The sequence below is a fragment of the Methylotenera sp. genome (assembly GCF_030653755.1).
GTDB lineage: Bacteria > Pseudomonadota > Gammaproteobacteria > Burkholderiales > Methylophilaceae > Methylotenera.
The window spans coordinates 31,961-55,221 of record NZ_JAURYU010000041.1 but is presented as its reverse complement, the minus strand read 5'-3'; the positions used below and the strand labels follow the sequence as shown (position 1 = coordinate 55,221).

The 23,261-nt window shown below is 42.0% G+C and carries 20 protein-coding genes; 15 read left to right on the top strand and 5 right to left on the bottom strand.

Annotation, left to right across the window (positions count from 1 at the left end; translation table 11 throughout):
- Positions 1–11 precede the first annotated feature (11 nt).
- Entirely contained in the window at positions 12–1,688 is a 1,677-nt protein-coding gene (locus tag Q7U33_RS07265; protein WP_304859156.1) for a formylmethanofuran dehydrogenase subunit A, read from the bottom strand.
- Positions 1,685–2,959: a formylmethanofuran dehydrogenase gene (locus tag Q7U33_RS07260; protein ID WP_304859153.1), complete on the bottom strand. Its 1,275-nt coding sequence runs from the start codon at positions 2,957–2,959 to the stop codon at positions 1,685–1,687. The genes Q7U33_RS07265 and Q7U33_RS07260 overlap by 4 nt, the downstream gene beginning before the upstream one ends.
- A 139-nt stretch (positions 2,960–3,098) precedes the next feature.
- Here Q7U33_RS07260 and ndk point away from each other — a divergent pair, with 139 nt between their 5' ends.
- The 12 genes from ndk to der all read left to right on the top strand — a co-directional run bounded on the left by ndk (position 3,099) and on the right by der (position 15,064).
- On the top strand, positions 3,099–3,506 hold the full coding sequence (gene ndk / locus Q7U33_RS07255) for a nucleoside-diphosphate kinase (RefSeq protein WP_304859151.1): 408 nt from the start codon (positions 3,099–3,101) through the stop codon (positions 3,504–3,506).
- Positions 3,507–3,606: 100 nt separating this feature from the next.
- Positions 3,607–4,710 (top strand): 23S rRNA (adenine(2503)-C(2))-methyltransferase RlmN, encoded by a 1,104-nt coding sequence (gene rlmN, locus Q7U33_RS07250; RefSeq protein WP_304859149.1) that lies wholly within the window; start codon positions 3,607–3,609, stop codon positions 4,708–4,710.
- Positions 4,711–4,725: 15 nt separating this feature from the next.
- Positions 4,726–5,526, top strand: coding sequence for a type IV pilus biogenesis/stability protein PilW (pilW, locus tag Q7U33_RS07245; RefSeq protein ID WP_304859146.1), 801 nt, complete (start codon positions 4,726–4,728; stop codon positions 5,524–5,526).
- Complete coding sequence (locus Q7U33_RS07240) at positions 5,526–6,524, top strand: RodZ domain-containing protein (RefSeq protein WP_304859143.1); 999 nt, start codon at positions 5,526–5,528, stop codon at positions 6,522–6,524. Before pilW ends, Q7U33_RS07240 begins: the two co-directional genes overlap by 1 nt.
- A 15-nt stretch (positions 6,525–6,539) precedes the next feature.
- The gene (ispG, locus tag Q7U33_RS07235) at positions 6,540–7,847 is read left to right on the top strand and encodes a flavodoxin-dependent (E)-4-hydroxy-3-methylbut-2-enyl-diphosphate synthase (RefSeq protein ID WP_304859141.1); all 1,308 of its coding nucleotides are present in this window, start codon (positions 6,540–6,542) and stop codon (positions 7,845–7,847) included.
- 21 nt (positions 7,848–7,868) lie between these two features.
- Positions 7,869–9,134, top strand: a complete 1,266-nt coding sequence (gene hisS / locus Q7U33_RS07230) for a histidine--tRNA ligase (protein ID WP_304859138.1) — start codon at positions 7,869–7,871, stop codon at positions 9,132–9,134.
- A 53-nt stretch (positions 9,135–9,187) separates the two neighbouring features.
- Positions 9,188–9,940: an SIMPL domain-containing protein gene (locus Q7U33_RS07225; RefSeq protein WP_304859136.1), complete on the top strand. Its 753-nt coding sequence runs from the start codon at positions 9,188–9,190 to the stop codon at positions 9,938–9,940.
- Positions 9,941–9,943: 3 nt separating this feature from the next.
- Positions 9,944–10,834: an ABC transporter ATP-binding protein gene (locus Q7U33_RS07220; protein ID WP_304859219.1), complete on the top strand. Its 891-nt coding sequence runs from the start codon at positions 9,944–9,946 to the stop codon at positions 10,832–10,834.
- The gene (locus Q7U33_RS07215) at positions 10,831–11,634 is read left to right on the top strand and encodes an ATP-binding cassette domain-containing protein (RefSeq protein ID WP_304859132.1); all 804 of its coding nucleotides are present in this window, start codon (positions 10,831–10,833) and stop codon (positions 11,632–11,634) included. Before Q7U33_RS07220 ends, Q7U33_RS07215 begins: the two co-directional genes overlap by 4 nt.
- A gap of 62 nt (positions 11,635–11,696) precedes the next feature.
- On the top strand, positions 11,697–12,323 hold the full coding sequence (locus Q7U33_RS07210; protein WP_304859130.1) for a tetratricopeptide repeat protein: 627 nt from the start codon (positions 11,697–11,699) through the stop codon (positions 12,321–12,323).
- 3 nt (positions 12,324–12,326) lie between these two features.
- Positions 12,327–13,505 carry an outer membrane protein assembly factor BamB gene (gene bamB / locus Q7U33_RS07205; RefSeq protein ID WP_304859127.1) on the top strand — a complete coding sequence of 393 codons (1,179 nt, stop codon included), beginning with the start codon at positions 12,327–12,329 and terminating at the stop codon, positions 13,503–13,505.
- A gap of 104 nt (positions 13,506–13,609) precedes the next feature.
- Positions 13,610–15,064, top strand: a complete 1,455-nt coding sequence (der, locus tag Q7U33_RS07200) for a ribosome biogenesis GTPase Der (protein ID WP_304859124.1) — start codon at positions 13,610–13,612, stop codon at positions 15,062–15,064.
- Positions 15,065–15,266: 202 nt separating this feature from the next.
- Here der and Q7U33_RS07195 read toward each other — a convergent pair whose 3' ends face one another.
- From Q7U33_RS07195 to Q7U33_RS07185, 3 genes are all read right to left on the bottom strand, one after another.
- Positions 15,267–18,341 (bottom strand): methyl-accepting chemotaxis protein, encoded by a 3,075-nt coding sequence (locus tag Q7U33_RS07195; RefSeq protein ID WP_304859122.1) that lies wholly within the window; start codon positions 18,339–18,341, stop codon positions 15,267–15,269.
- A 664-nt stretch (positions 18,342–19,005) separates the two neighbouring features.
- Positions 19,006–19,338 (bottom strand): hypothetical protein, encoded by a 333-nt coding sequence (locus Q7U33_RS07190; RefSeq protein ID WP_304859120.1) that lies wholly within the window; start codon positions 19,336–19,338, stop codon positions 19,006–19,008.
- Between the two features lie 32 nt (positions 19,339–19,370).
- The gene (locus Q7U33_RS07185; protein ID WP_304859118.1) at positions 19,371–20,174 is read right to left on the bottom strand and encodes an outer membrane protein assembly factor BamD; all 804 of its coding nucleotides are present in this window, start codon (positions 20,172–20,174) and stop codon (positions 19,371–19,373) included.
- Between the two features lie 37 nt (positions 20,175–20,211).
- On the opposite strand from Q7U33_RS07185, the gene rluD reads away from it, so the two are divergent.
- From rluD to Q7U33_RS07170, 3 genes are read left to right on the top strand one after another with little or no spacing between them, the layout of a single operon-like run.
- A complete protein-coding gene (rluD, locus tag Q7U33_RS07180) occupies positions 20,212–21,321 on the top strand; it encodes a 23S rRNA pseudouridine(1911/1915/1917) synthase RluD (RefSeq protein WP_304859116.1) in 1,110 nt (369 codons plus the stop codon).
- A 37-nt stretch (positions 21,322–21,358) separates the two neighbouring features.
- A complete protein-coding gene (gene pgeF / locus Q7U33_RS07175) occupies positions 21,359–22,153 on the top strand; it encodes a peptidoglycan editing factor PgeF (RefSeq protein ID WP_304859113.1) in 795 nt (264 codons plus the stop codon).
- 30 nt (positions 22,154–22,183) lie between these two features.
- Positions 22,184–23,077, top strand: coding sequence for a ZIP family metal transporter (locus Q7U33_RS07170; protein ID WP_304859111.1), 894 nt, complete (start codon positions 22,184–22,186; stop codon positions 23,075–23,077).
- Positions 23,078–23,261: the final 184 nt, after the last annotated feature.

Below are 23,261 nucleotides of genomic sequence, written 5' to 3'. Positions count from 1 at the left end.
AAGTTAGCTTGTTAGTTCTTGTTCACGACAACACTGCCTCTGCCGTCATCAAAAATCTCGGCATCGCTAATTTTGAAGTTGTCTAAGCCTATAGTTTGATAACGGTCGAAATAGTCTTTTAGGTCTTTTTCTACACCAATGTCAAACGCTGGTTTTGCGGTATGCGTAGCGCCCCATACCACTTTAACAACGGTACCATTTTTAACGACTAACTCACCATTTTTGAATACGTAATCGGGTTTGGCAAACATAGCCTCGCGATTCTCTTGGTCTGTGTAAACCGTAATGTCTGCGTTCGCTCCCACACCTAAATGACCGCGGTCGTTTAGGCCAATTAGTTTACTTGCACCAGCACGCGTCATAATGGCGATTTCGTATAAGCTATATTCACGATTTAAGCTGGTGAGGTTGCTCATTGATTGTGCATCTAGGTTCAGTTTTGCAAACGCTTCGTTTCTAAAGGTTTTGTCCATCAGTAAACGAATCAGATGCGGGTAGCTAGTAAACGGTGCACCGTTCGGATGGTCTGTGGTTAAGAAAATACGCCATGGATCTTCAACTGATAAGAAAATCTCCAAGCCGATTGCCCATTGCAATGCATTCACGTAGTTTTGGTCGCGATATTTAAATGGCAATACACCACAGCCCGCATCACACTCAATATCCATAATCACAGATTTTTTAGGATTGGCATGCTTAGCATTCAAGTGCTGCATCATAGAGTCGCCAGAAGCGGTGACTGTTTGATTAAACAATATTTGACCAACGTCAGCACTGATGTTTTTGTTTTTATTGAGTGCTTCTGCAATTTGTGCCGCCGCTGATGAGAATTTTTTATCACCCTCAGTACCATAGCTATGAAACTGGATATGCGTTAAGTGCATAGGCAGGCCATTACTTGCACCCATGGTGTTAAGTGTGGTTTCAAAGTTACCAGCTGCACCTAAGTTATTGCAATGTACGTGTAAAGGTTTAGCAATACCAAGTTCATGCACAGCGCGACTTAGGCTTTGCAATACTTCACGTGGGCTTACTTGGTAATGTTGATGATTTTCATCTAAGTTAAGTCTGCGTTGGTTAAATTTAAACGCACTAATGCCACCTGGATTCACAACTTTAATGCCAATGGCTTGTGTGGCATGTAATATCCAAGCGACATAATCGTTAATGGCTTTTTGGTCTTTTTTAGCCGCCAGCATACGCAAAAAGTAATCATCATTACCCAGCATCGCATAGCCACCCTTATCAATCATCGGGGTGTCGCCCATCTCCAAATGCGCCTGACGTGCGTTGATAGGCGAAATTGCAGGTTCAAAAGCGGCGGTGTAGCCCATTTCGATATATCTAAATCCAGTATCTGTAGCCGTTGGTGTAGCGTGATGGCTGCAATATGGCGTGCAGATATGCGCTTCTGGTTCGCTCAGGTTTTTAATTTCCTGCATTTGTTTTTGTTGATACTCGGGCAACATCATACGCGCAATGTTGACCTTACCACCACCGATATGGCTGTGCATGTCAATAGCACCAGCCATGACTACTTTGCCACTTAGATCATAAGTTTGGGTGACTTTTGTGTGATCGAGTGGTTTCGGTACGATGCGGCCTTGATAGATATAAATATCCTCTACCACGCCATCTTTGTTGTGAGCTGGGTCGTAGATTTTGCCATTCTTGAGTAAAGTGATCATGCTAATTCTGCCTCAATTCTATTTATTACCTCACTCAAGTTGGGTAATTCATTATTGCGTAATTTTTTTAATGGTAGCGTGATGGAGCTGTCCATACGGAACATTGAGCCTGCATGGTCAACTCCAGGAATGCCAACAGGAATAAACACATCAGGGGTGCCATCAAATTTGGTGTCAGGGTGCCCAATCACGATGTTAGGTAATGTTGTTTGGGGTGGGCTCACTGGGTTAAATGTGCTGACCCATAGCAACGCATCACTGTTTTGTAGTTGCTTTTGTGTTGAGAAGTGATAATTGTCATACTCTGGTTTGCCATTTACGAAGCGATTTCTGGTTGGATATCCACTTAACCACGCACTTGTATTGTTCACTGAAGAATCACCATCACCAGAGTTGAGTGGCAGGCCAGCAGCACGGGTTGTTTCGTTGAGCTGGTTAATGAGTTGCACGATGCTTTGAATCGTGAGTTCTGCATGACTGAATTTAAAGCTACTTGCAGACCATACAATCACTGCATATTGAGCCGCTTTTAGTTTTTCTATTAATGCCTGAAGCGTAGCTACTGAAATGCCGCCAATAGTTTCTGCGTTAATTTTTTTATTGATTAACATGGCATTAAGTGCGTTGATGATTTCAGGCACTTTGCTAGTGTCGTTGCCGATTACGCTTGCCTGTTTGCCGTCAGGTGAAGTGCCTGCTTTAGCTTTTTCTTCAGGCACACCTAAGTAAATGACTTCAGGTGTCGGTTTGCTGAAAAGGCTGGTTGAGTCCCATACCAGCTTCTCGAAGAAACGTGGGTGACTACTAGCAATATCTGTCCCGATGGCTAAAATCACATCAGCACGATTTTTAATTTCTGAGAGCGTCGTTGTTAGCCAACCACCGTTTTGCATAGTGAGCGTGTTGCGCACGGTTGACTCGCTATGCATATGATCTAAGCTTGCATTGCTTTTTGCGGCTAGGCGCATGATGGCGCGCATGCCTTGTACCTCAGTGCCGAGTCCAGCAAAGAGCGGTGCTTGACTTTTTGCTAAGATTTCCGCGGCTGCTTTAATCGCAGTGTTTAAATCGGTTGGCTTGCCAGATAAGCTTGGCGTACAGGCACTTTCGTTGCTTGATTTAAAAGATTGCTCAAAAAATGCAATGCTTTTGGCGCAACCGTTTTTAATTGATACCGGTGTTATGTCGTTGAGTGATAAGTCATCACAAAGCATGCCGCATGCAGGACAAGTAACAGAGATCGGGAGGGGTGAATTTAAATTGTTTTTCATAATAACGCCAATTTTGACACATCAAGTGTGATTCTAAAACTCATTTAATTAACACCATAACATAAAATGTTGGTTTATTTTAAGTGCTAAAAATGGTATTTTAACGGTCTTTTCAATAAGTATATTTAATGGAGTAATTATGGCAGTTCAACGTACGCTTTCTATCATCAAACCTGATGCAGTGGCAAAAAATGTAATCGGTAAAATTTACACACGTTTTGAAAACGCTGGTTTGAAAATTGTTGAAGCGAAAATGGCGCAATTAACACAAGCTGAAGCTGAAGGCTTTTACGCAGTTCACAAAGAGCGTCCATTCTTTGCTGACTTGGTAAAATTCATGATTTCTGGTCCAGTAATGATTCAAGCATTAGAAGGCGAAAACGCAGTGCAAGTTAACCGTGACTTGATGGGTGCAACAAACCCTAAAGAAGCTGCTGCTGGTACTATCCGTGCTGATTTTGCAGAAAGCATCGACGCAAATGCAGTGCATGGTTCTGATTCTGCTGAAAATGCAGCAATCGAAATCGCTTACTTCTTCGGTAAGTAATTTAATTATTCAGGTTGCGTTACATCACTTTGTTATACAAAAGCGTGTTTTGCAACCTAGAAGAAATTAATTGGAAGTTAATATTAAGGCGTAAATAATTTTGGTCAATTTGCTCAATTACAATCAAACACAGCTAGCTCAATGGTTTGCTGAAAGAGGTGAAAAACCTTTTCGTGCCAAGCAGTTAATGCGTTGGATGCACCACTTTGGCGTGCATGATTTTGAGCAGATGACTGATATTGCTAAAAGCCTGCGTGAAAAACTCGCTGTCGATGCAGAGATTACTTTGCCGACAGTGCAGTTAGCACAAGTATCAAATGATGGCACACATAAGTGGCTGATTGGTACGGATACTGCAAATAGTATTGAAACTGTCTTTATCCCAGAGGATGATCGCGGTACTTTATGTGTTTCTAGCCAAGTTGGTTGTGCACTTGAGTGCACGTTTTGCTCTACTGGGCGTCAAGGTTTTAATCGCAACTTAAGTGTTGCCGAAATTATTGGTCAGCTTGCCATTGCGAACAAGTCATTGCGAGAAGAGACTGGTTACGACATGTTGTCTGCCAATGATCGCATTATTAGTAATGTGGTGATGATGGGCATGGGTGAGCCTTTGGCTAACTACGACAATGTAGTCACGGCGATGCAAATTATGCTAGACGATAGTGCTTATGGTTTAAGTCGTCGCCGTGTGACTTTATCTACCAGCGGTTTGGTGCCAGCGATGGATCGTTTGAAAGAGGATTGTCCAGTTGCGTTGGCAGTGTCTCTGCATGCGCCAAATGATGCATTGCGCGATGTGATTGTGCCAATTAACAAAAAATATCCCCTTAAAGAATTAATGGCGGCTTGTAATCGATATTTGGAGAAAGCACCGCGAGATTTTGTAACATTTGAATACGTGATGTTAGACGGCGTAAATGATACGGTTGAGCATGCGCATCAGCTCTTAGCGTTGGTGAAAAACGTTTCTTGTAAATTTAATTTAATTCCATTTAATCCGTTCCCTAATAGCGGTTATGATACGTCTAAGCCAAATCATATTCGTGTTTTCCGTGATATTTTGATGCAGGCAGGGTATGTTGTGACTGTGCGTAAAACGCGCGGTGATGATATTGATGCTGCCTGTGGTCAGTTGGCAGGTAAAGTGCTAGATAAAACAAAACGTACAGCTAAGCACATTCCTATAGAATCTGTTGGCTAAAGAGGTGAGTGTTAAATGAACTTAATACAGTTATTAATTAGGCAATTTATAGCCTTTAAATTGTTTGACCGCCAGTTGATTTTGGTTTTTTTGGTTTCTGGTATTTTAGTCGCATGTGTCAGTCAACAACAGCAATCATACGATATAGAAAATGCAAGAGCTCGCGCACGTGCGCACAACGACTTAGGTTCTGTTTATTTTCAACAGAGAAATTTTGAAGTGGCGTTGGAGGAGTTTACGATAGCCACTAAAATCGACCCAACTTTCGGCTTGGCTTATAACGGCTTAGGGATGGTGCACTCCGCCCTTGGTCAAGATGACTTGGCTGAAAAGAACTTTAAGCAGTCTATACAGATTGAGCCTAACAACTCGGAGTCACATAATAATTTTGGTAGTTTCTTGTGCTCTCGTGGGCGAATCGATGAGTCGATTAAAGAGTTTATGGCTGCCGTAAAAAACCCATTATACGCAACGCCTGCAATGGCTTACACCAATGCAGGTATCTGTTCGTTACGTAAACAAGATATGCGTAATGCAGAAGCTTATTTTCAGCGCGCTCTACAAATTGAGCCTTTGTTTCACTCTGCAGCTTATCAGCTTGCGCTCATTCAATTTAACCGAAATGATGTGACTAGTGCAAAAACTACCTTGCAAAACGCAATGCTCAGTAGGCCTGGGCCAGAGCTATTATGGCTGTCTGTCAGAATAGCACGACTACTGGGTGATCGAGATGATGAGTCAAGTTATGCACTTGAGTTGAGGCGTCAATATCCAGATTCAGAACAAGCTAAGTTGTTACAGAGTGGAAATTATTAATGACAGATACACAACAGATTGAAGAGGTAAGTGCAGAAGCTCCAGTGGCTGCGTCATTAGGTGCTATTTTACAGGCAGCTAGAAATGAAAAGAAACTGTCGCAGCAAGATGTGTCAGATAGTTTGCGTTACAGTGTGAAGCAAATTGATGCACTTGAGCGAGATGCCTTTGATTTGCTACCAGATGCAATGATTACACGTGGTTTTATCCGCAATTATGCACGGCTATTAGAAATAGATGCTACACCCTTGTTAGATATCTATCGTCAACTATCACCAACACAAGCACCTAGCCAACTAGCCGTTAATTCTTCGATGCAGCCAGTGCCACTTACTAAAGACAGTCAGCATTGGCTTGTTTATATTATAGGTAGTATTGTAGTTTTATTCTTTTTACTCGCTTGGTTTGTGTATCTTGAGTATTTGCCAGACCAATTCAAGTTGTCAGATAACGAAGTGCAGCAATCGATTGCCTTAACGACAGATCAGCCTATGGATGAGCAAAATTCATTAGAAATTTCTTTGCCTGAGGTCGCTTTACCAGCCGCAGAGCGTCAGCCTGAAGATGTACCACATTCGATTACTGATACAAGTGTTACTAATCAGTCTAATAGTAATCAGCAATTACAACTGACTCAATCAGCCGTGTCTGCGCAAGCTGTTCCCGCGATTATTGCAGAGCCAGTAGCGCAAGCTAAACCTGAGTCTGCAACAAGACTAGAGCCTCAAACCAAGTCTGAGCTTAAAGCTGCCGCTTTGTCTGCAAAAAAAGTGAGTATGGCAGTGACAGAGGAAACTTGGGTGCGTGTGAGTGGTAAGGATGGTCAAGTGCTTTATGAAAGTACATTGAACGCAGGTGAAACGCAATTGCTTAGTTTTCAACCACCATTTAATGTGGTGATTGGTAATGCCAAAGCCACAACGGTTAACGTTTCTGGACAAGCTGTAGATTTGGTTGGTTACACTCGAAACAATATTGCACGTATTAGTTTGGAGTAGTCATTGAGTTTGTTTATGCAAAATAAAGCCCGTAACACTTTGCAAGTGATGGTTGGCCATGTGCCAGTAGGTGGTGGACTGTTAAATACATTGCCGTCACCTGTGGTTGTGCAAAGTATGACTAATACTGATACAGCCGATGCTGATGCCACCATTAAACAAGTATATGAATTATGGCAGGCAGGCTCAGAAGTTGTTCGTATAACCGTTAACTCTCCCGAGGCTGCTGCACAAGTTGGCAATATTCGTCGTGGCTTAGATAAGTTAGGTTGTAATGTCCCGCTGGTTGGGGATTTTCATTACAACGGACACAAGTTACTTGCTCAATATCCTGATTGTGCTGAATCTTTGGCAAAATACCGCATTAATCCTGGTAATGTAGGTAAGGGATCAAAGCGTGATGAGCAGTTTGCTGCAATGATTGAGGCAGCTATAAAGCACAAAAAATCAGTGCGTATTGGTGTTAACTGGGGCAGCTTAGATCAAGCCAAAATGGCGCAAATGATGGATGATAATGCCAAGCTGTCAGAGCCGCTAACTGCAGATGCTTTAATGCGTGAAGCGTTAATACAGTCTGCGCTTGAGAGCGCTGAGCAAGCAGTAGCCTTAGGGTTGTCTCCTAATCAAATCATCATTTCATGCAAAGTCAGTGATGTGCAAGATTTAGTGAAAGTTTACACAGAGCTAGCCAGTCGCAGTGACTATCCCTTGCATTTGGGGCTGACTGAAGCGGGTATGGGCTCTAAAGGTATCGTTGCTTCAACGGCCGCTTTAGCTTTGTTGTTACAACAAGGTATTGGCAATACGATTAGAGTTTCATTAACGCCAGAGCCAAATGAGTCACGGACTAAAGAAGTGGTGGTTGCACAAGAAATTTTGCAAACGATGGGTATACGCTCATTTACGCCGTTGGTGACCGCTTGCCCAGGCTGTGGTCGTACCACCTCTACTTATTTCCAAGAACTTGCTATGCAAATTCAAACCTATCTGCGTAATCAAATGCCAATTTGGCGCGATCAGTACGCTGGTGTTGAGAATATGAGCGTAGCGGTGATGGGGTGTGTGGTGAATGGCCCTGGTGAGTCTAAATTAGCGAATGTTGGCATTAGCTTGCCTGGCACAGGTGAAGTGCCAGTAGCACCTGTGTTTGTTGACGGTGAAAAAACTGTCACACTAAAAGGCGATCATATCGCAGAAGAGTTTCAAGCGATTGTTGAAGCTTACGTGCAAAAAAACTATGCTGAAGGTGGCAAGCTACGCTTAACAACTCTGCAAAACATGGCAACTGTACAAAAGACGATTCCAATACAAGCAGTCAATTAATAATAGGCAATAAAAAAGTTCATGAGTAACAAATTTCAAAGTATTAAAGGTTTTTACGACATTCTGCCTGAGGCTACGCCTTTATGGTTCAAACTTGAAGACACAGCTCGTCGTGTATTGGCGCAATATGGATATAAAAATATCCGTATGCCTTTAGTGGAGCCTACCGAGTTATTTGTACGTAGTGTCGGTGAGCACACTGATATTGTAGAAAAAGAAATGTACGCATGGGAAGACGCGCTTAACGGTGACAAGCTTACCTTGCGCCCAGAAGGTACCGCAGGCTGTGTGCGTGCTGTTGTTGAGCATAACCTTACTTATAATGGCCCGCAGCGTTTATGGTACACAGGTGCAATGTTCCGCCATGAAAATGTACAAAAAGGCCGTCAGCGCCAATTTCATCAAATTGGTGTTGAAGCTTTTGGGTTTGATACACCAGAAGTGGATGCCGAACAAATCGTGTTGTTGGCTAGGTTATGGCGTGAACTTGGGATTCAGGATGTAGAGCTCCAAATCAACAGCATAGGCGATGCGCATGAGCGCGCTGAATACCGTAATGTGCTGATTGCTTACTTTGAACAACATGCAGATTTGCTAGATGAGGATGCTAAGCGACGTTTGCATACTAATCCATTGCGTATTCTGGATACTAAAAATCCCCGTATGCAAGCGATGTGCGAAAGTGCACCAAAGCTAATTGATTGTTTGGGGGGTGAAACTCGCGCACATTTTGAGGGTCTGTGTAAAAGACTTAACGATGCTCGTGTGCCTTATACAATCAATCCGCGTTTAGTGCGCGGTTTAGATTATTATAATCGCACGGTGTTTGAGTGGGTGACAACAAAGTTGGGTGCACAAGGAACAATTGCTGGTGGTGGTCGCTATGATACCTTGGTAGAGCGTTTAGGTGGCGATGCAACCCCTGCATGTGGATTTGGCATTGGCTTAGAGCGTGTATTCTTGTTAATGCAAGAATACGGCATTCATGCAGATGACGCACCTGATGTGTATCTTGTTAACGTAGGTGAGCAAGCTGAAAGTGCGGCATTTAGTATTGCTGAGTGCTTGCGCAATGCTAATCTTCAAGTGGTATTACACGCTGGCGGTGGCAGCTTTAAGTCACAAATGAAAAAAGCAGATAGAAGTCATGCCAAGTATGCTTTGATATTGGGTGATGATGAAGTGGCTAATAATCAGGTCACATTAAAGCCGATGTTAGCGACTGTGAAAGGCGAGCAACAGAGGCTTAGTGTTGAGGCCGCGATTGAGTATTTAACCGCCAATTAAGCTCAATATTTAATAACTAATTTAGTTAAATAATTAATTAAAAGGTACGTCCAATGAATGAGCAAAATAATTTGTTTAAAGCGATGGTTGCATTGGGTATCTTTTTAGCAATCGGTATGTCTGCGGCCGCTTTTATCTTAGGCGTACAAGGTAAGCGGGCGATGTCTGGTCAACAATCGATTACAGTCAAAGGCTTGGCTGAAAAGCCAATTAAAGCAGATAGCGCAGAGTGGGAGTTAAGTATTGGCGTTACCCAAGCTACGCAGGCTGCGGCTTTAGAAAAGCTGGCAGCAGAGCGTCAGGTTGTTGAGGCTTTTTTATTAAAGCAAGGGCTAGATGCTAACACTTGGAGTGTCGATATCGAAACCTTGAATCCGCATTATGATGAAGTGTTTATTAAGGATATTCCACGGCAAGTGCAAAATGGCTTCGACGCATATCAAACGATTCGTGTGGTGACTAAAGATTTAAACAAAATTACCAATGCAAATAAAGCTTTGTTGCAATTACGGGCAGAAAGTCACCCTGTAGTTGCCAGAGCACCGTCATACTTAGTCAGTGACTTAGAGGATATTAAGATGTCATTAATTGCAGCCGCTACAAAAAATGCACGTAGCCGTGCCACTGAGTTTGTAAAACAAGACGGTGTAAAAGTAGGGGTGATGAAATCCGCTTCGCAGGGTGCATTTTATATTTTACCTGTGGGCGGTGACGCAGGTGATGACAGTTATGGCGGCGTCTACGATAAATCGACTATCGAAAAAATTGCTCGCGTTGTTGTGACTATTGTTTATAGCATTGAATAAATGATGACCAACCCTGTTAATACAGTCCAGCCTTTACTACAGCTTCAGCATGTCAGTATTTCACCCAAGAAATCTCCATCACGTTTATTGGTCAATGATGTCAGTTTTTCGATTGAAGCTGGTAAGACTACTTGTGTCGTTGGGGAGTCTGGAAGTGGTAAAAGTCTTACTGCATTATCGGTCATGGGTTTGTTATCTCAGCAGCTACAGCTTAATACTGGCAAAGTGTTATTTAACGATAAAGAGTCTGGTGTGCAAGATATTGCATTGCTAAGTGAGAAAGCACTGCAAAAAATCCGTGGCGCTAAGATCGCCATGATTTTTCAGGAGCCGATGACATCGCTTAATCCTGTATTGACAGTTGGTTATCAAATTGGCGAAAGCTTGACCACGCACTTGGGTTTAAAAGGCGAAGCACTAAAGGCTAAGATTGCAGCTTTACTGGAAATGGTCGGCATTCCGTCTAACCGTGCTGGAAGCTATCCAGATGAACTATCTGGTGGACAGCGCCAGCGTGTGATGATTGCCATGAGTATTGCCTGCGAGCCGCGCTTACTGATTGCAGATGAACCTACTACTGCGCTGGATGTGACGGTTCAGGCACAGATATTGAAATTACTGGATGACCTTAAAACACGCATGAATATGGGGATGCTCTTTATTACGCATGATTTTGGTGTGGTGGCAGATATTGCTGATAATGTTGTCGTGATGTTTAGAGGTGAAATTGTTGAAGCAGGAAGTAAAGCACAGGTGCTAACTAACCCTCAACACCCTTATACTAGAGCCTTACTTGCTTGCGTTCCTGATGCTGAAGGTAAAAAAGATTTAAAACCAATTGATTACGCTTGGTTGCCAGAAAATAACACTCAGTCTATTGGTGCAGTAAGATGAGTGAATATATTCTGGAAGCCAATCATTTAACTAAGACCTACACGCAACGTAGTGGGCGGTTTGGTTTTGGGAAAAGCTCGGTAAAGGCTTTAAATGATGTCAGTATTAAGCTGCGTACAGGTAAAACATTGGCTGTTGTAGGTGAATCTGGTAGTGGCAAATCCACCTTGGCGAGATGTCTGTTACAATTGCAATCCATTGATAGTGGCGAAGTGATTTTTTCTGGAAAAGATTTAGCTAAGCTGGACGCAGAGTCGCTTCGATCTGTTCGTAAAGATTTACAGATGGTGTTTCAGGACCCTTTTGCCTCACTCAACCCACGTATGCGTGTGGGTGACTTAGTAGGTGAGGGTTTACTGATTCATGGATTGGGTAGCGCGGCTGAACGGCAAACAAAAGTTGTTGCCATGTTGAATCGCGTTGGTTTAACTGAAGCGGATATGCAAAAATATCCGCATGAGTTTTCTGGTGGTCAAAGGCAACGTATTGGTATTGCACGAGCCTTAGTGTTGCAACCCAAAGTCGTGGTGTGTGATGAGCCTGTATCTGCATTGGATGTGTCGATACAAGCGCAAATATTGTTGTTACTTAAAGAGTTGCAGCAAGAAATGGCACTTAGCTATATCTTTATTAGCCATGATTTGCGCGTTGTGCGTCATATAGCGGACGACATTGTGGTGATGCATCAGGGGCGGGTAGTTGAGCAAGGAGAAGTGGCTGATATTTATGAGCAGCCCCAACATGCATATACACAGAATTTATTGGCAGCAATTCCTGGTAAAAAAGTGGTGAATGGTTGACCAGAAAAGCATAGATTTTTGAATTAAATATTAGGTTTGAATTAAATAAATTAGGACGAAGAATGGCATACGATTTAGAAGAACAAGAACAGATAGATGAGCTAAAAGCATGGTGGAAAACTTACGGAAAAATGGTAAGTAACCTTGTGATTGGTTTGTTAGTCGCTTACGCAGCTTACCAAGGCTGGACATACTACCAAACAAAACAAGCTGTTGATGCTTCTACAGAGTACCAGGCTTTACAAGTGGTTGATGCCAAAGATTTAAAAGCGATACAAACAAAATCTGCAGTACTCATGGACAAATACAGTGCAACGCCATATGCAGGACGCGCAGCGGTATTTGCAGCTAAAGCAAATTACGAAGCAAATGAGATTAAAAGTGCAAAAGCACAGTTGGAGTGGGCGATTAGCAATGCGAAAGAAACGTCTGTGAGTGCTATTGCCAGTTTGCAATTGGCAAATATTTTGTCAGAAGAAAATAACTTCGATGCAGCTTTAAAAGTGCTAGAGGCAAAACACGATGCTGGTTTTGATGGTTTGTTTTCTGATTTAAAGGGTGATGTATTACTTGATATGGGTAAAACAGCCGAAGCCAAAGCCGCTTATGAACATGCGCTTACTCAGCTTGATGCACAAGGTAGATATCGTCATCTGACGCAACAAAAACTTGATTCGCTAGGTTCGTGATTAATGTGTTTTATTAAACAATCAAAAATATTATTGGTTTTATGTAGCTTAGTGCTATTGCCTGCTTGTACAGCAATTACCGATCTCAAAACTGACTTATCAGAACGTGTATTCGGTCGAGAGTTGGTGGATATAGAGCCTTTAACTGAGTTTGAGACTAGTGCTACAGCAAAGGTGGTTTGGCAGACTAAGCTTGGCTCCGCTGGTAATTATGACTTCTCACCTTTAGTTGAGGCGGGCTTTGTATATGCAGCCAGTGCTGAAGGCGATCTTGTGAAGTTAGATGCGACAAGCGGTAAAGAATTATGGCACCTTAAGGTCGGAGAAAAGCTAACAGGTGGCGTTGGTGTTGGCGGCAGTTTAGTGCTGGTCGGTACCCAAAAAGGCGCAATCTATGCATATGATCTTGCTGGTAAATTACAATGGATGTCGAGACTTAGTAGTGAGGTATTAAGTGCACCTAGATATTACGATGGTATGGTCATTGTACGCACTGGGGATAGTCGTATTTATGGCATTAACGCAGATGATGGTAGTAGGAAGTGGGTATATGACCGAACTAGTCCAGCACTTACCTTGCGCAGTAGTGCAGGTATCGTTGTTGATGGTGGTGCAGTCTATGCGGGTTTTGCTGGCGGGAAATTAGCGGCTATTCGCGCTGATAATGGTAAGTTGCTATGGGAAGCTTCTGTTGCACAGCCTAAAGGCGTCACAGAGATTGAGCGTATTGCAGATATTACGAGCTTGCCTGTGGTTGACGGGCCACTGGTGTATGCGGTTGCTTATCAAGGTCGTATTGCCGCAGTAGATCGTGCAACTGGACGGCTTGTTTGGAACCGAGACATATCAAGCCTAGCTGGATTGAACCATGAAGATGCACGTATTTACGTGTCTCATGCGATCGGCTCAATTTACGCACTTGATTACACGACAGGTAAAACTTTTTGGCGACAGGCTGCACTTAAAAATAGACAGCTGACTGCACCTTTACCGATGGGTGATATTGTCGCAGTTGGGGATATAGAAGGTTACGTTCACTTTCTCAAACGTGAAGATGGTGCATTTTCTGCCAGAATTAAAACAGATGACACACCGATTATGCCGCAGATAGTCACTATTAACAGTGACACCTTACTAGCGCAGTCTCGTGGTGGCGGATTGTATGCGATCCAAATTAAGTAAGATGATTTATTTGGTTTAATCGCTTTTCATTAGAATTAAAAATTAATTGAGCTAATTGATGATTGAATTTATCGATTAGCTTCAATGCTTTATAGAAGGCTCACATGATACCTACCATTGTTTTGGTTGGCCGACCTAACGTCGGCAAATCAACATTATTTAATCGATTAACAAAAAGTCGTGATGCGCTTGTCGCTGATTTACCTGGCTTAACCCGTGATAGACATTATGGACGAGGTATTGGTGCAAGCCAGCCTTATTTAGTAGTAGATACGGGTGGTTTTGAGCCAAATACCGACAGTGGCATTCTTAAAGCTATGGCGAAACAAACGCTACAAGCGATTGATGAAGCTGACGCTATCATCTTTTTGGTTGATGGACGTCAAGGTGTTTCACCGCAGGACATGGAAATCGCTAATCGCTTACGTAAAACTAAGTGCCCAGTATTACTGGCAGTGAACAAAACTGAAGGCATGCAAAAAGCAATTGTGAGTGCTGATTTCCATGAATTAGGTTTAGGTTATCCGCTTTCAATCTCTTCTGCACACGGTGAGGGTGTGCGTGACATAGTTGAGTTAGCTTTAGAAAACTTTAAAGTAGTAGAAGAAGAGCCTGTTACCGATTACACAGGCGATAGAATTCCTAAAGTAGCGATTGTTGGCCGCCCTAACGTGGGTAAGTCTACCTTGGTGAATGCGTTGCTGGGTGAAGAGCGCGTGATTGCATTTGATGAGCCTGGTACTACCCGTGATTCTATTCATATTGATTTAGAAAAGAACGGTAAACACTACACGCTGATTGATACTGCTGGTGTACGTAAACGTGGTCGTGTCTTTGAAGCTATCGAGAAGTTCTCTGTTATTAAAACCATACAGGCAATTGAAGAGGCAAATGTGGTGATTCTTGTGGTGGATGCCCAAGAAGGTATTACCGAGCAAGACGCGCACGTAGCCGCTTACATTTTAGACGCGGGTCGTGCTTTAGTCGTTGCTATTAATAAATGGGATGGTTTGAAGGACGATGAGCGCGATTGGGTTAAGCGTGAAATTGACCGTAAGTTACAGTTCTTAGATTTTGCTGAGTTTCATTACATTTCAGCCTTGCGTAAAAAAGGCCTACCTGAGTTGTTTACATCAGTGGATGTGGCTTATAAAGCTGCTTTTGCTAAGCTTGCAACACCTCAACTTACACGTGTTCTAATTGATGCAATGCAACAGCATCAGCCGCCAATTAGTAAAGGTATTCGTCCAAAATTACGTTATGCGCATCAGGGAGGTAGCAACCCACCTATTGTGGTGATTCATGGTAGCCATGTAGATGGTGTTAAAGATGCTTATACTCGCTTTTTAGAGAAAACATTCCGTAGATCATTTCAATTATCAGGTACTCCATTACGCGTTCAGTATAAACAAGGACACAACCCGTTTGCTGAAGAAGAGGATAAACGTAAGTCTGGTGAAGGTATTGTGAGCATGCGTCGTCGTAAGACTGCGCAACGTGCTGAACTAAAAGCAAAAAAAGAAGTTGAAGATAAAGATCGTCAAGCGAAGAAGCATTAATACTCTGTTTTAACTGATTGATAGGAAATTCAGCGTATCAATTCAGTAAGAGGATTTAATAAACTTATATTGGCAACTCATATTTTTAATACGTAATTTAGTACTTAATAGTTGTATGTGACGCCATAAATGTTATGTAGTCATCATTTCAACTTGTCACAGACGCTAGCATATCTGATATGCCTAGCGTCCGAGGCCTGTACTAGAACTCTTCCCAATCTCCGTTGCTGTCCGATTGTTTACTCATTATCGACTTTGTAGGGGTTGTTCTAGGGTGACTCCTCACAACGGATAGTGCAATATTATTGTGAGTGGGTATCAAGTTGTTATGCACATGAGTGGTGTTCTTAGTGCTATCTAGTTTAAAAGCACTGATTGCAGTAGCTAATTGGTTAGCTTGTTCTACTAATGACTCAGCCGCTGCTGCCGCTTGTTCTACTAAAGCTGCGTTTTGTTGAGTAGATTCGTCCATGCTGGTAACCGCCTCATTGACTTGATCTATGCCTGTGGCTTGCTCAATCGATGCTGCTGCGATTTCACCAATAATGTCAGCTACATGTTTCACTGAAACAACCACTTCCTCCATGGTTTGACCAGCATTCTGAACCAGTGTGGTACCTTCAGTTGTTTTACTCACTGAATCGGTAATCAGGTCTTTAATCTCCTTGGCAGCACTTGCTGAGCGTTGAGCAAGGCTCCGCACTTCACCAGCAACTACCGCAAATCCTCGACCTTGTTCACCAGCTCTAGCAGCCTCAACCGCTGCATTTAATGCGAGGATGTTGGTTTGGAAAGCAATGCCATCAATGACCGAGATAATGTCTTCGATCTTACGAGAACTGTCGTTGATAGCAATCATTGTGGTCACGACATCTGAAACAACTTTACCCCCTTTAATCGCTACATTTGAGGCTGTAAGTGCAAGTTGATTAGCCTGTTTTGCATTTTCTGCATTATGCTTAACTGTGCTTGCGAGTTCTTCCATGCTGGCCGCGGTTTCTTCTAGGCTAGATGCTTGTTGCTCGGTCCGGCTTGAAAGGTCATTGTTGCCAGTAGATATTTCATTCGCAGCAGTGGTAATGGTTTCAATGGCATCTTTGACTGCAATGATAGGCTCTACAATGGTTTCTAGTGTTGCGTTTACACCTTCTACTACTTTACGGAAGTCACCTTGATGTTGGCTTGCATCGGCTCGAGTGCTAATGCGACCTTCTGATGCTGCATCTGCTAGCATGTTAGCATCAGATACTAGGCGGTTAACCGCATCGATACAGGTGTTAAGGTTATTTTTAATAACATTAAAATCACCATTGTATTGTTCGTTAATGTGTTTAGGAATGTCACCTTTTGAGATTCGATCAACGTACTGAGCGGCTATGTTTAGTGGATTAATTACGTAGTCTAAGGCATTGTTAACACCCTCCACGATCTTGCGGAAATCCCCTTGATGACGATCTACATCAGCGCGTGTTGAGAGTTCACCTTTTTCTGCGGCATCCACCAGCATTGCTGTATCTGCAATCATTGCATTAACGGCATCGATACATTGGTTAAGGTTGTTTTTAATCGCGTTAAAATCGCCGTTATAGGTGTCTGTAATTTTGGCGGGAATATTACCTTTTGCAATGTCATCAACATACTGGGCTGCCATGTTTAATGGGTTGATGACGGCATCTAATGTATTATTAATTCCTTGAACAATTTTACGGAAATCTCCCTGATGGCGGCTTGCATCAGCGCGTGTTGAGAGTTCTCCCTGAATGGCTGCATTTACCAATATGTTAGTGTCAACCACAAGTGCGTTAATATTGGTTCTTACTTGTTCAATAGCTTCATTAACAAATGCTTTTTTACCAGGGAACTTTTCTAGTTCTTGGGTGAGGTCACCTTCTCCGAATGCCTTCACAACAGCAATCGACTTTTTGTTCATTTCAATATGGTCAGCCACCATTTTGTTAATTCCCGTGGCCATTTCAGCATAGACGCCATTAAATTGATGAGCATTCAAGGTTGCGTCTATTTCACCAATGTTGTGTTGATGACTAACCGCTTGCATGGCATCGATAAGGTTTTTAATAGTTTGCTCTAAACTGTAGGCTGATTGCATGACATCGCCCATTTCATCGCGACTGAATACTTTTGACTCAGCATGCTGTGATAGTTTGCCTTGTGCGAGGTTATTCATTAAGTCTTTAGTTTGGCTTGTCGCTTGAATAATATTTCTAGCAACTGTGAACAACAAGAAGCCTACAATCAGAATTGTCAGCGCTGCGATAGACAAGACTATCCAGAGTTGTTTTTCTTGTTGCGCTAAACGTTCAATCAGCAGGCCATCCAGTAGGCTGCTAAGTTCATCATAGGCTTGATAGCCTTTATTAATGGATTGGGTGGCGTTGTCAAAATAGATTTTTGAATCTAAATTTATGGCTTCAGTGTCAATAATTTCTGTTTTAACCAGTAGGTTTAGTTCCGAAATTGATTTTTGCAATGAACTCATTACTGGTTTGATTTGATTGTAAGTACTCTCATAATCCTTAAGTACGAACATATCGTGTTCGTAACTTTTTAACGAGGCTTCTACTTGATTTGTGAGTATGGAAAGTTTTAGTTTTTCGTCACTATCCGCAAATTGTCTAGATGCAACACCAGCGCCTAAGCCACGAATTTTTGCCATATTTTCAATCACATTGATAGTTCTTAAGTAAACAATATCCATTAAATAATAGGTATTGATTTGCGGATCTAATGAAAGTGTACTTGCATCGGCTACTTGCAATGAGAATCCAAGTAGTTGGTTAATTAAGTCAGTGTGTTCTGCAAAGCTTTCCTGTGGAGTGACTTTTAATGATTGGGATTTTATTTGTGTCCAATTAGATTTTATTTTATCCCAGTCCTTCTTAATCTTATTCCAATTTTCTGTTGTACTAAACTCTGCACCAAGTTTGGTGTCGATCTTATCAATACTTAAAATAAAGTCGCCTGACTTTTTCTCGTTAGCATCTATTTTTTCCGCAAAGCTTTCGTTGCCTGATAGATAGGAGTTGGTCATGCCACGATGTGCTTGCACATTTTCAATGAAGTTACGTAGCGGGTTTAAATAAGTGATACCTTGAAGCTCAGTTTGCGTAATTTTCTTGTCTGAGTTCAGTCGGTCGATGTTGATGAACAGTAATACCAGTAGAGGTAAAATCGTGACAAAACCGAGTAGGGTGAATTTTCTTTTATAGCTTAGATGATTTAACAAGTTGCCAATTTTAAAAGAGTTCACTTTGTTCATAGTTATATCCTTAACCTAAATTTATTGACGCAGTGTAACGATACAATCGAAATCATTTGTATACGCAATACTGCTAGCATCCATGGGAGCAATTCATCACCTAGTTTGGTTATGATTATGCTTTATTAAGACTTATTCCCACGTTGGAATAAATTTGACTGTGTTGATTGCTTGCCTAAACACACAGTCCAAACTCCCCCTCGTTGGAGAGCAGGTTAGCATTTAAGTTGTTATTGCTCAGAGTCAAGGCCTATGTAAAGTGCGTCGTTGCAAATTACACATATTATTAGACAGAGTTATTAAGTAGCTAAAAGTGATGGTTATCTAACTTAATTTAACAACTTGGTTAATCTTAAAGTGGCGTGAAAATTAATTCACTCTTATAGATTAATGTAGTAATTAAACACAATTCACTCATGAATAGCAATCATTACTAAGTTTTACATGGATATTAAAAAATGCTAATGATTAAAAAAGAATCAATCATCGCCTTTTTTAGAGAAATATAGTGATGGTAAAGAAGATGGGGTTTTAAATCAATTTAGAAATTATGGAAGCTTAAGAATGGGAATTTGATAGCTGATTAGATTACTAACGTAATGTCTAAAACTTTTTTAGCTACAGTAAAAATCAGTGAGTGGAATTTCTACTAAACTAGGTGAAATTACAAATGAGGGTGTTGTTCTAGTTTCTTGTTCTCGCTAGGGAGCTCATAGGGGTCAGCTACATAGGCAGGTCCTTTCATGATCATCACAACAATGCAACCAATCGCGATTGCTCCAACAAAAAACCAGACGCTGAATAATACGCCCAGTAATTGATAGATTATTTGTTGTTGATCTCTACTTAAAGAATCGCTACCAAAATAGATGAATAGCATCGGGATGAATGGTATTGCAGTACCAATGCTAAAAATTAGTGGTATTTTCTTGAATAAAATCCACTCTAGCCCTGATGGCGTTTTAATGAAACCTGGTAATTTATTAAAGTACTTCATTAAAATTATGGATAAACATAGTTTGATTTAGTTCAATATAAACTTTCCCAGAATTTCCACCAAACGCGTTCATCATTAGGTACGCCTTTACCCAGCATTACACTGTCTGGATAATTGGTTTTTAAGATTCTCAGTGTGTCGTTTTTTAAATCATCCATATCCATTAAATCATAAGCACTGATCATTATCACTAAGGCCTCTTCAATGTATGGTGATTGTGGGTAGTATTCCAGTACATACTTAGCGCGGTTAACTGCTGCTACGTAGGCTTGTCGTTTCATGTAGTAACGAGCGACGTGAAGCTCATGGTCTGAAAGACTATTTGCAAGGTATATCATGCGTTGCGTTGAATCTTTGACATAACGGCTTTTAGGATAGCGTGTGACTAGTTCCTTAAATGTAGCAAAAGAATCCTTCAAGGCGCGTGGGTCGCGATCGCTCACTTGTTGTTTAGTAAATTTTTCTATGATGCCGCGTTCGTTAAATACCGCTAGACCTTTTAGGTAGTATGCATAATCTACGTTTGGATGGTTCGGATGAAGTTTAATAAAACGGTCAGCTGCAGCGACGGCTGAAATAGGATCTTGTTTTTTATAATGCGCATAAGCGGTTTCAAGCTGTGCTTGAGTGGCAAACTTGCCATGCGGATAACGAGACTCAAGCTTTTGGAAATAAACGATGGCTTTGTCATAGTCTTTGTCTTGCATTTTTGCAGCACCTTCTTGATAGATGCGTTCAGCTGTCCAGCCTTTTGTATCGTCAAGTTCGGTTGGTGCGCCAAAAATTGCACAGCCACTGACTAGGAAGGTAAAAGCTAAAATTGAGATATACTTCATGCAAAACCACCTTTAAGAATTTACACAATTATAACCGATGACAGACGCTACTCAACAATCTCTTAGTAACCTAATTTCACTGACCATTTCTTCCGAGTTAGGCGGCTTACGTCTAGATGTTGCTTTGCAACGTCTGCTACCTGAACATTCACGTTCTAGGTTACAGGCTTGGATTAAGTCTGGGTTAGTTACGGTAGATGGTAAACCCAGTACTTCCAAAACCAAAGTGTGGGGAGGAGAGAAAGTGTTGGTTGATGTGCAGGTTAAACCGGAGACCTATGCATTTACTGCGCAGGATATCCCACTTGATATTGTTTATGAAGATGAGCATATATTAGTTGTGAATAAACCTGCTGGCATGGTTGTACATCCAGCCGCTGGTAATTGGGAAGGTACTTTGCTGAATGCTTTACTGTTCCATGCACCGCAATTACATGATGTGCCCCGTGCAGGTATTGTGCATCGTTTAGACAAGGAAACGAGTGGCTTGCTCGTTGTGGCTAAAACGTTAAGTGCACAAACAAATTTGGTGCGTCAGTTACAAGCGCGCACAGTCAAACGTGAGTATCGTGCGATTGTTTGGGGACAATTGTGGCGTAATGGTGTAGTCGATCAGCCACTTGGTCGCGATCCACGCTCACGCACAAAAATGGCGATTAACAGAATGGGTAAGCCTGCTGTTACACGATATGAAATATTAGAGCGTTTTTCTGTGCAAACTTATCTACGTTGCAACTTGGAAACTGGCCGCACCCACCAGATTCGCGTGCATATGCAGCACCTAAAAGCGCCTTTAGTTGGTGATCCTGTTTATGGCTTCCGTGGCATTGTACCGATTCGCGCGATGACGCAAACGTTGCGTGATGCAGTGAGTCAGTTTAACCGTCAGGCGCTACATGCAATCAAGCTTGGCTTAGTTCATCCTGCCACTAATGAGTTTGTGGAATGGCAAATTGAGCTAGCAGATGATATGAAAGTATTGTTAGAAGCCATGCGTCATGAAGATGTACGTGATGATGAGGAAGATTTTGAGTTAAGCATGGAGCCTTATCTTTCTGATGAGGACTATGAATATGATGATGAAGATCTGTTTGACGATGGCGATGAGGAAGATGATGCTGATCTTGATTTAGAAGATGACGCTTAACTATTAATCACGTTTAATTCTAGTCTCTGGATTAACCATGACAAATCTTGCACCTATTACATTCATTAACCTAAATTGGCCTGCACCGACTAATGTGAAGGCGTTACAAACAACACGGCTTGGTGGTGTAAGTCTTGCTCCATTCACTAATCTGAATTTGGGTGCCCATGTACAAGATGACCCGCTCGCAGTTGCGAAAAATCGTCAGTTATTAAGTCCATATTTACCAAGTGAGCCAGTTTGGGTAAATCAGGTGCATGGTGTAGATGTGATTGATGCTGCCACAAGCACTTGTGTGCAAAACGCGGATGCGTCATTTACGACAAAAGAAAATGTTGTGTGTGTCACGATGACGGCCGACTGTTTGCCTGTGTTACTTTGTGATAAAAAGGGAACAGTAGTTGCTGCTGTGCATGCTGGCTGGAGAGGCTTATGTGATGGTGTGATAGAGGCTGCCGTTAATAAAATGCAGGTATCGCCCAGTGATATATTGGTATGGTTAGGCCCTGCCATTGGCCCAGATGCGTTTGAAGTAGGTATTGATGTTCGTGAGCAGTTTATCGAAAAAGATAGCCAAGCTGAATTGGCGTTTAAATCGATTAATTACCAAGATCCGAATGGCAAATGGCTTTGTAATCTATACCTAATTGCACAGCAGCGACTTAATAACATTGGCGTGACGCAAGTATATGGTGCCAGTGTAAATGAAGACTTTTGTACTTACACAGATGAAGCTCGTTTTTTCTCTTTTAGGCGCGATAACGTGACGGGACGTATGGCAAGCATGATTTGGTTGGAATCAAACGCTGATATGACGGTAGCTCAGTTATAATAGCGGTCTTTCATATATAAAAAGTGTTGCATGACAATTCCAGAGTTACCCATTCTTGCATGGATCATCATTTCTAGCTTTATCGGTGGAGTGTTGAGCGTATCTTTAGCGGCATTGTTCGCATTAAGCCTACGTACTGCTTGGATTCCTATGCTTGTTAGCTATGCAATTGGTGCAATGTTAGGGGCAGTTTTTCTAGAAATTCTTCCGCATGCTTTTAGTGAAGCGAGTAGTATAGAAAGTATCTCTGCAACGCTATTATTTGGGTTGCTACTGTTCTTTGTGCTAGAGAAATTGGTGATTTGGCGGCATTGTCATGGTGATCATTGTGAAGTACATGCCATCCATAGTGAAGAAAATTGTCCATTAACACATCCTCAACCTGATGCGGGCGGCACAAAGTATAAGGTGGCATCTAAGGCAAAAGCACCCTCATTAATGCAAGTTCACGCACATGCACATCATCAGCATGATAGTGGTCGTAGCGGCATGATGATTATGATTGGCGACACATTTCATAACTTTGTAGATGGTGTGTTAATTGCAGCAGCATTTTTAGTGGATGTTAAGTTGGGCGTGGTCACAGCCCTTGCGATTATCTCGCATGAGATTCCACAAGAAGTGGGTGATTTTTTAATATTGTTACATTCTGGCTATAGTAAAAAACAGGCGTTGATTTTTAATTTAGTATCAAGCTTGGCAACCTTGGTGGGTGGCCTGATTGCTTATTTTGCATTGCAATATGTGATGAGTTGGATTCCTTATATTTTAGGGTTGGCAGCTGCAAGTATGTTGTATGTGGCAGTGGCTGATTTAATTCCTAGCTTACATAAGCGCACTGAACTAAAAGCGACGTTAAGTCAGGTGCTACTCATCGCCTTGGGGGTTGGTACTATCCTGTTGGTGGGATATTTCATCCATTGATTGTTTGTTTTGTTGATGGCGACGATGTTTTACACCAAGCAGCCACAGCAGTAGGGCGCAGGGAAGTAGTCCATAGAATGTAAACGTAAGTAAGCCTGCAGTCACTGATTTTTCAGTCGCGGCCATTAAAATAACAACATACATCCAAGCAATCGCAATAATATACATTTGAATTAATTTTTAA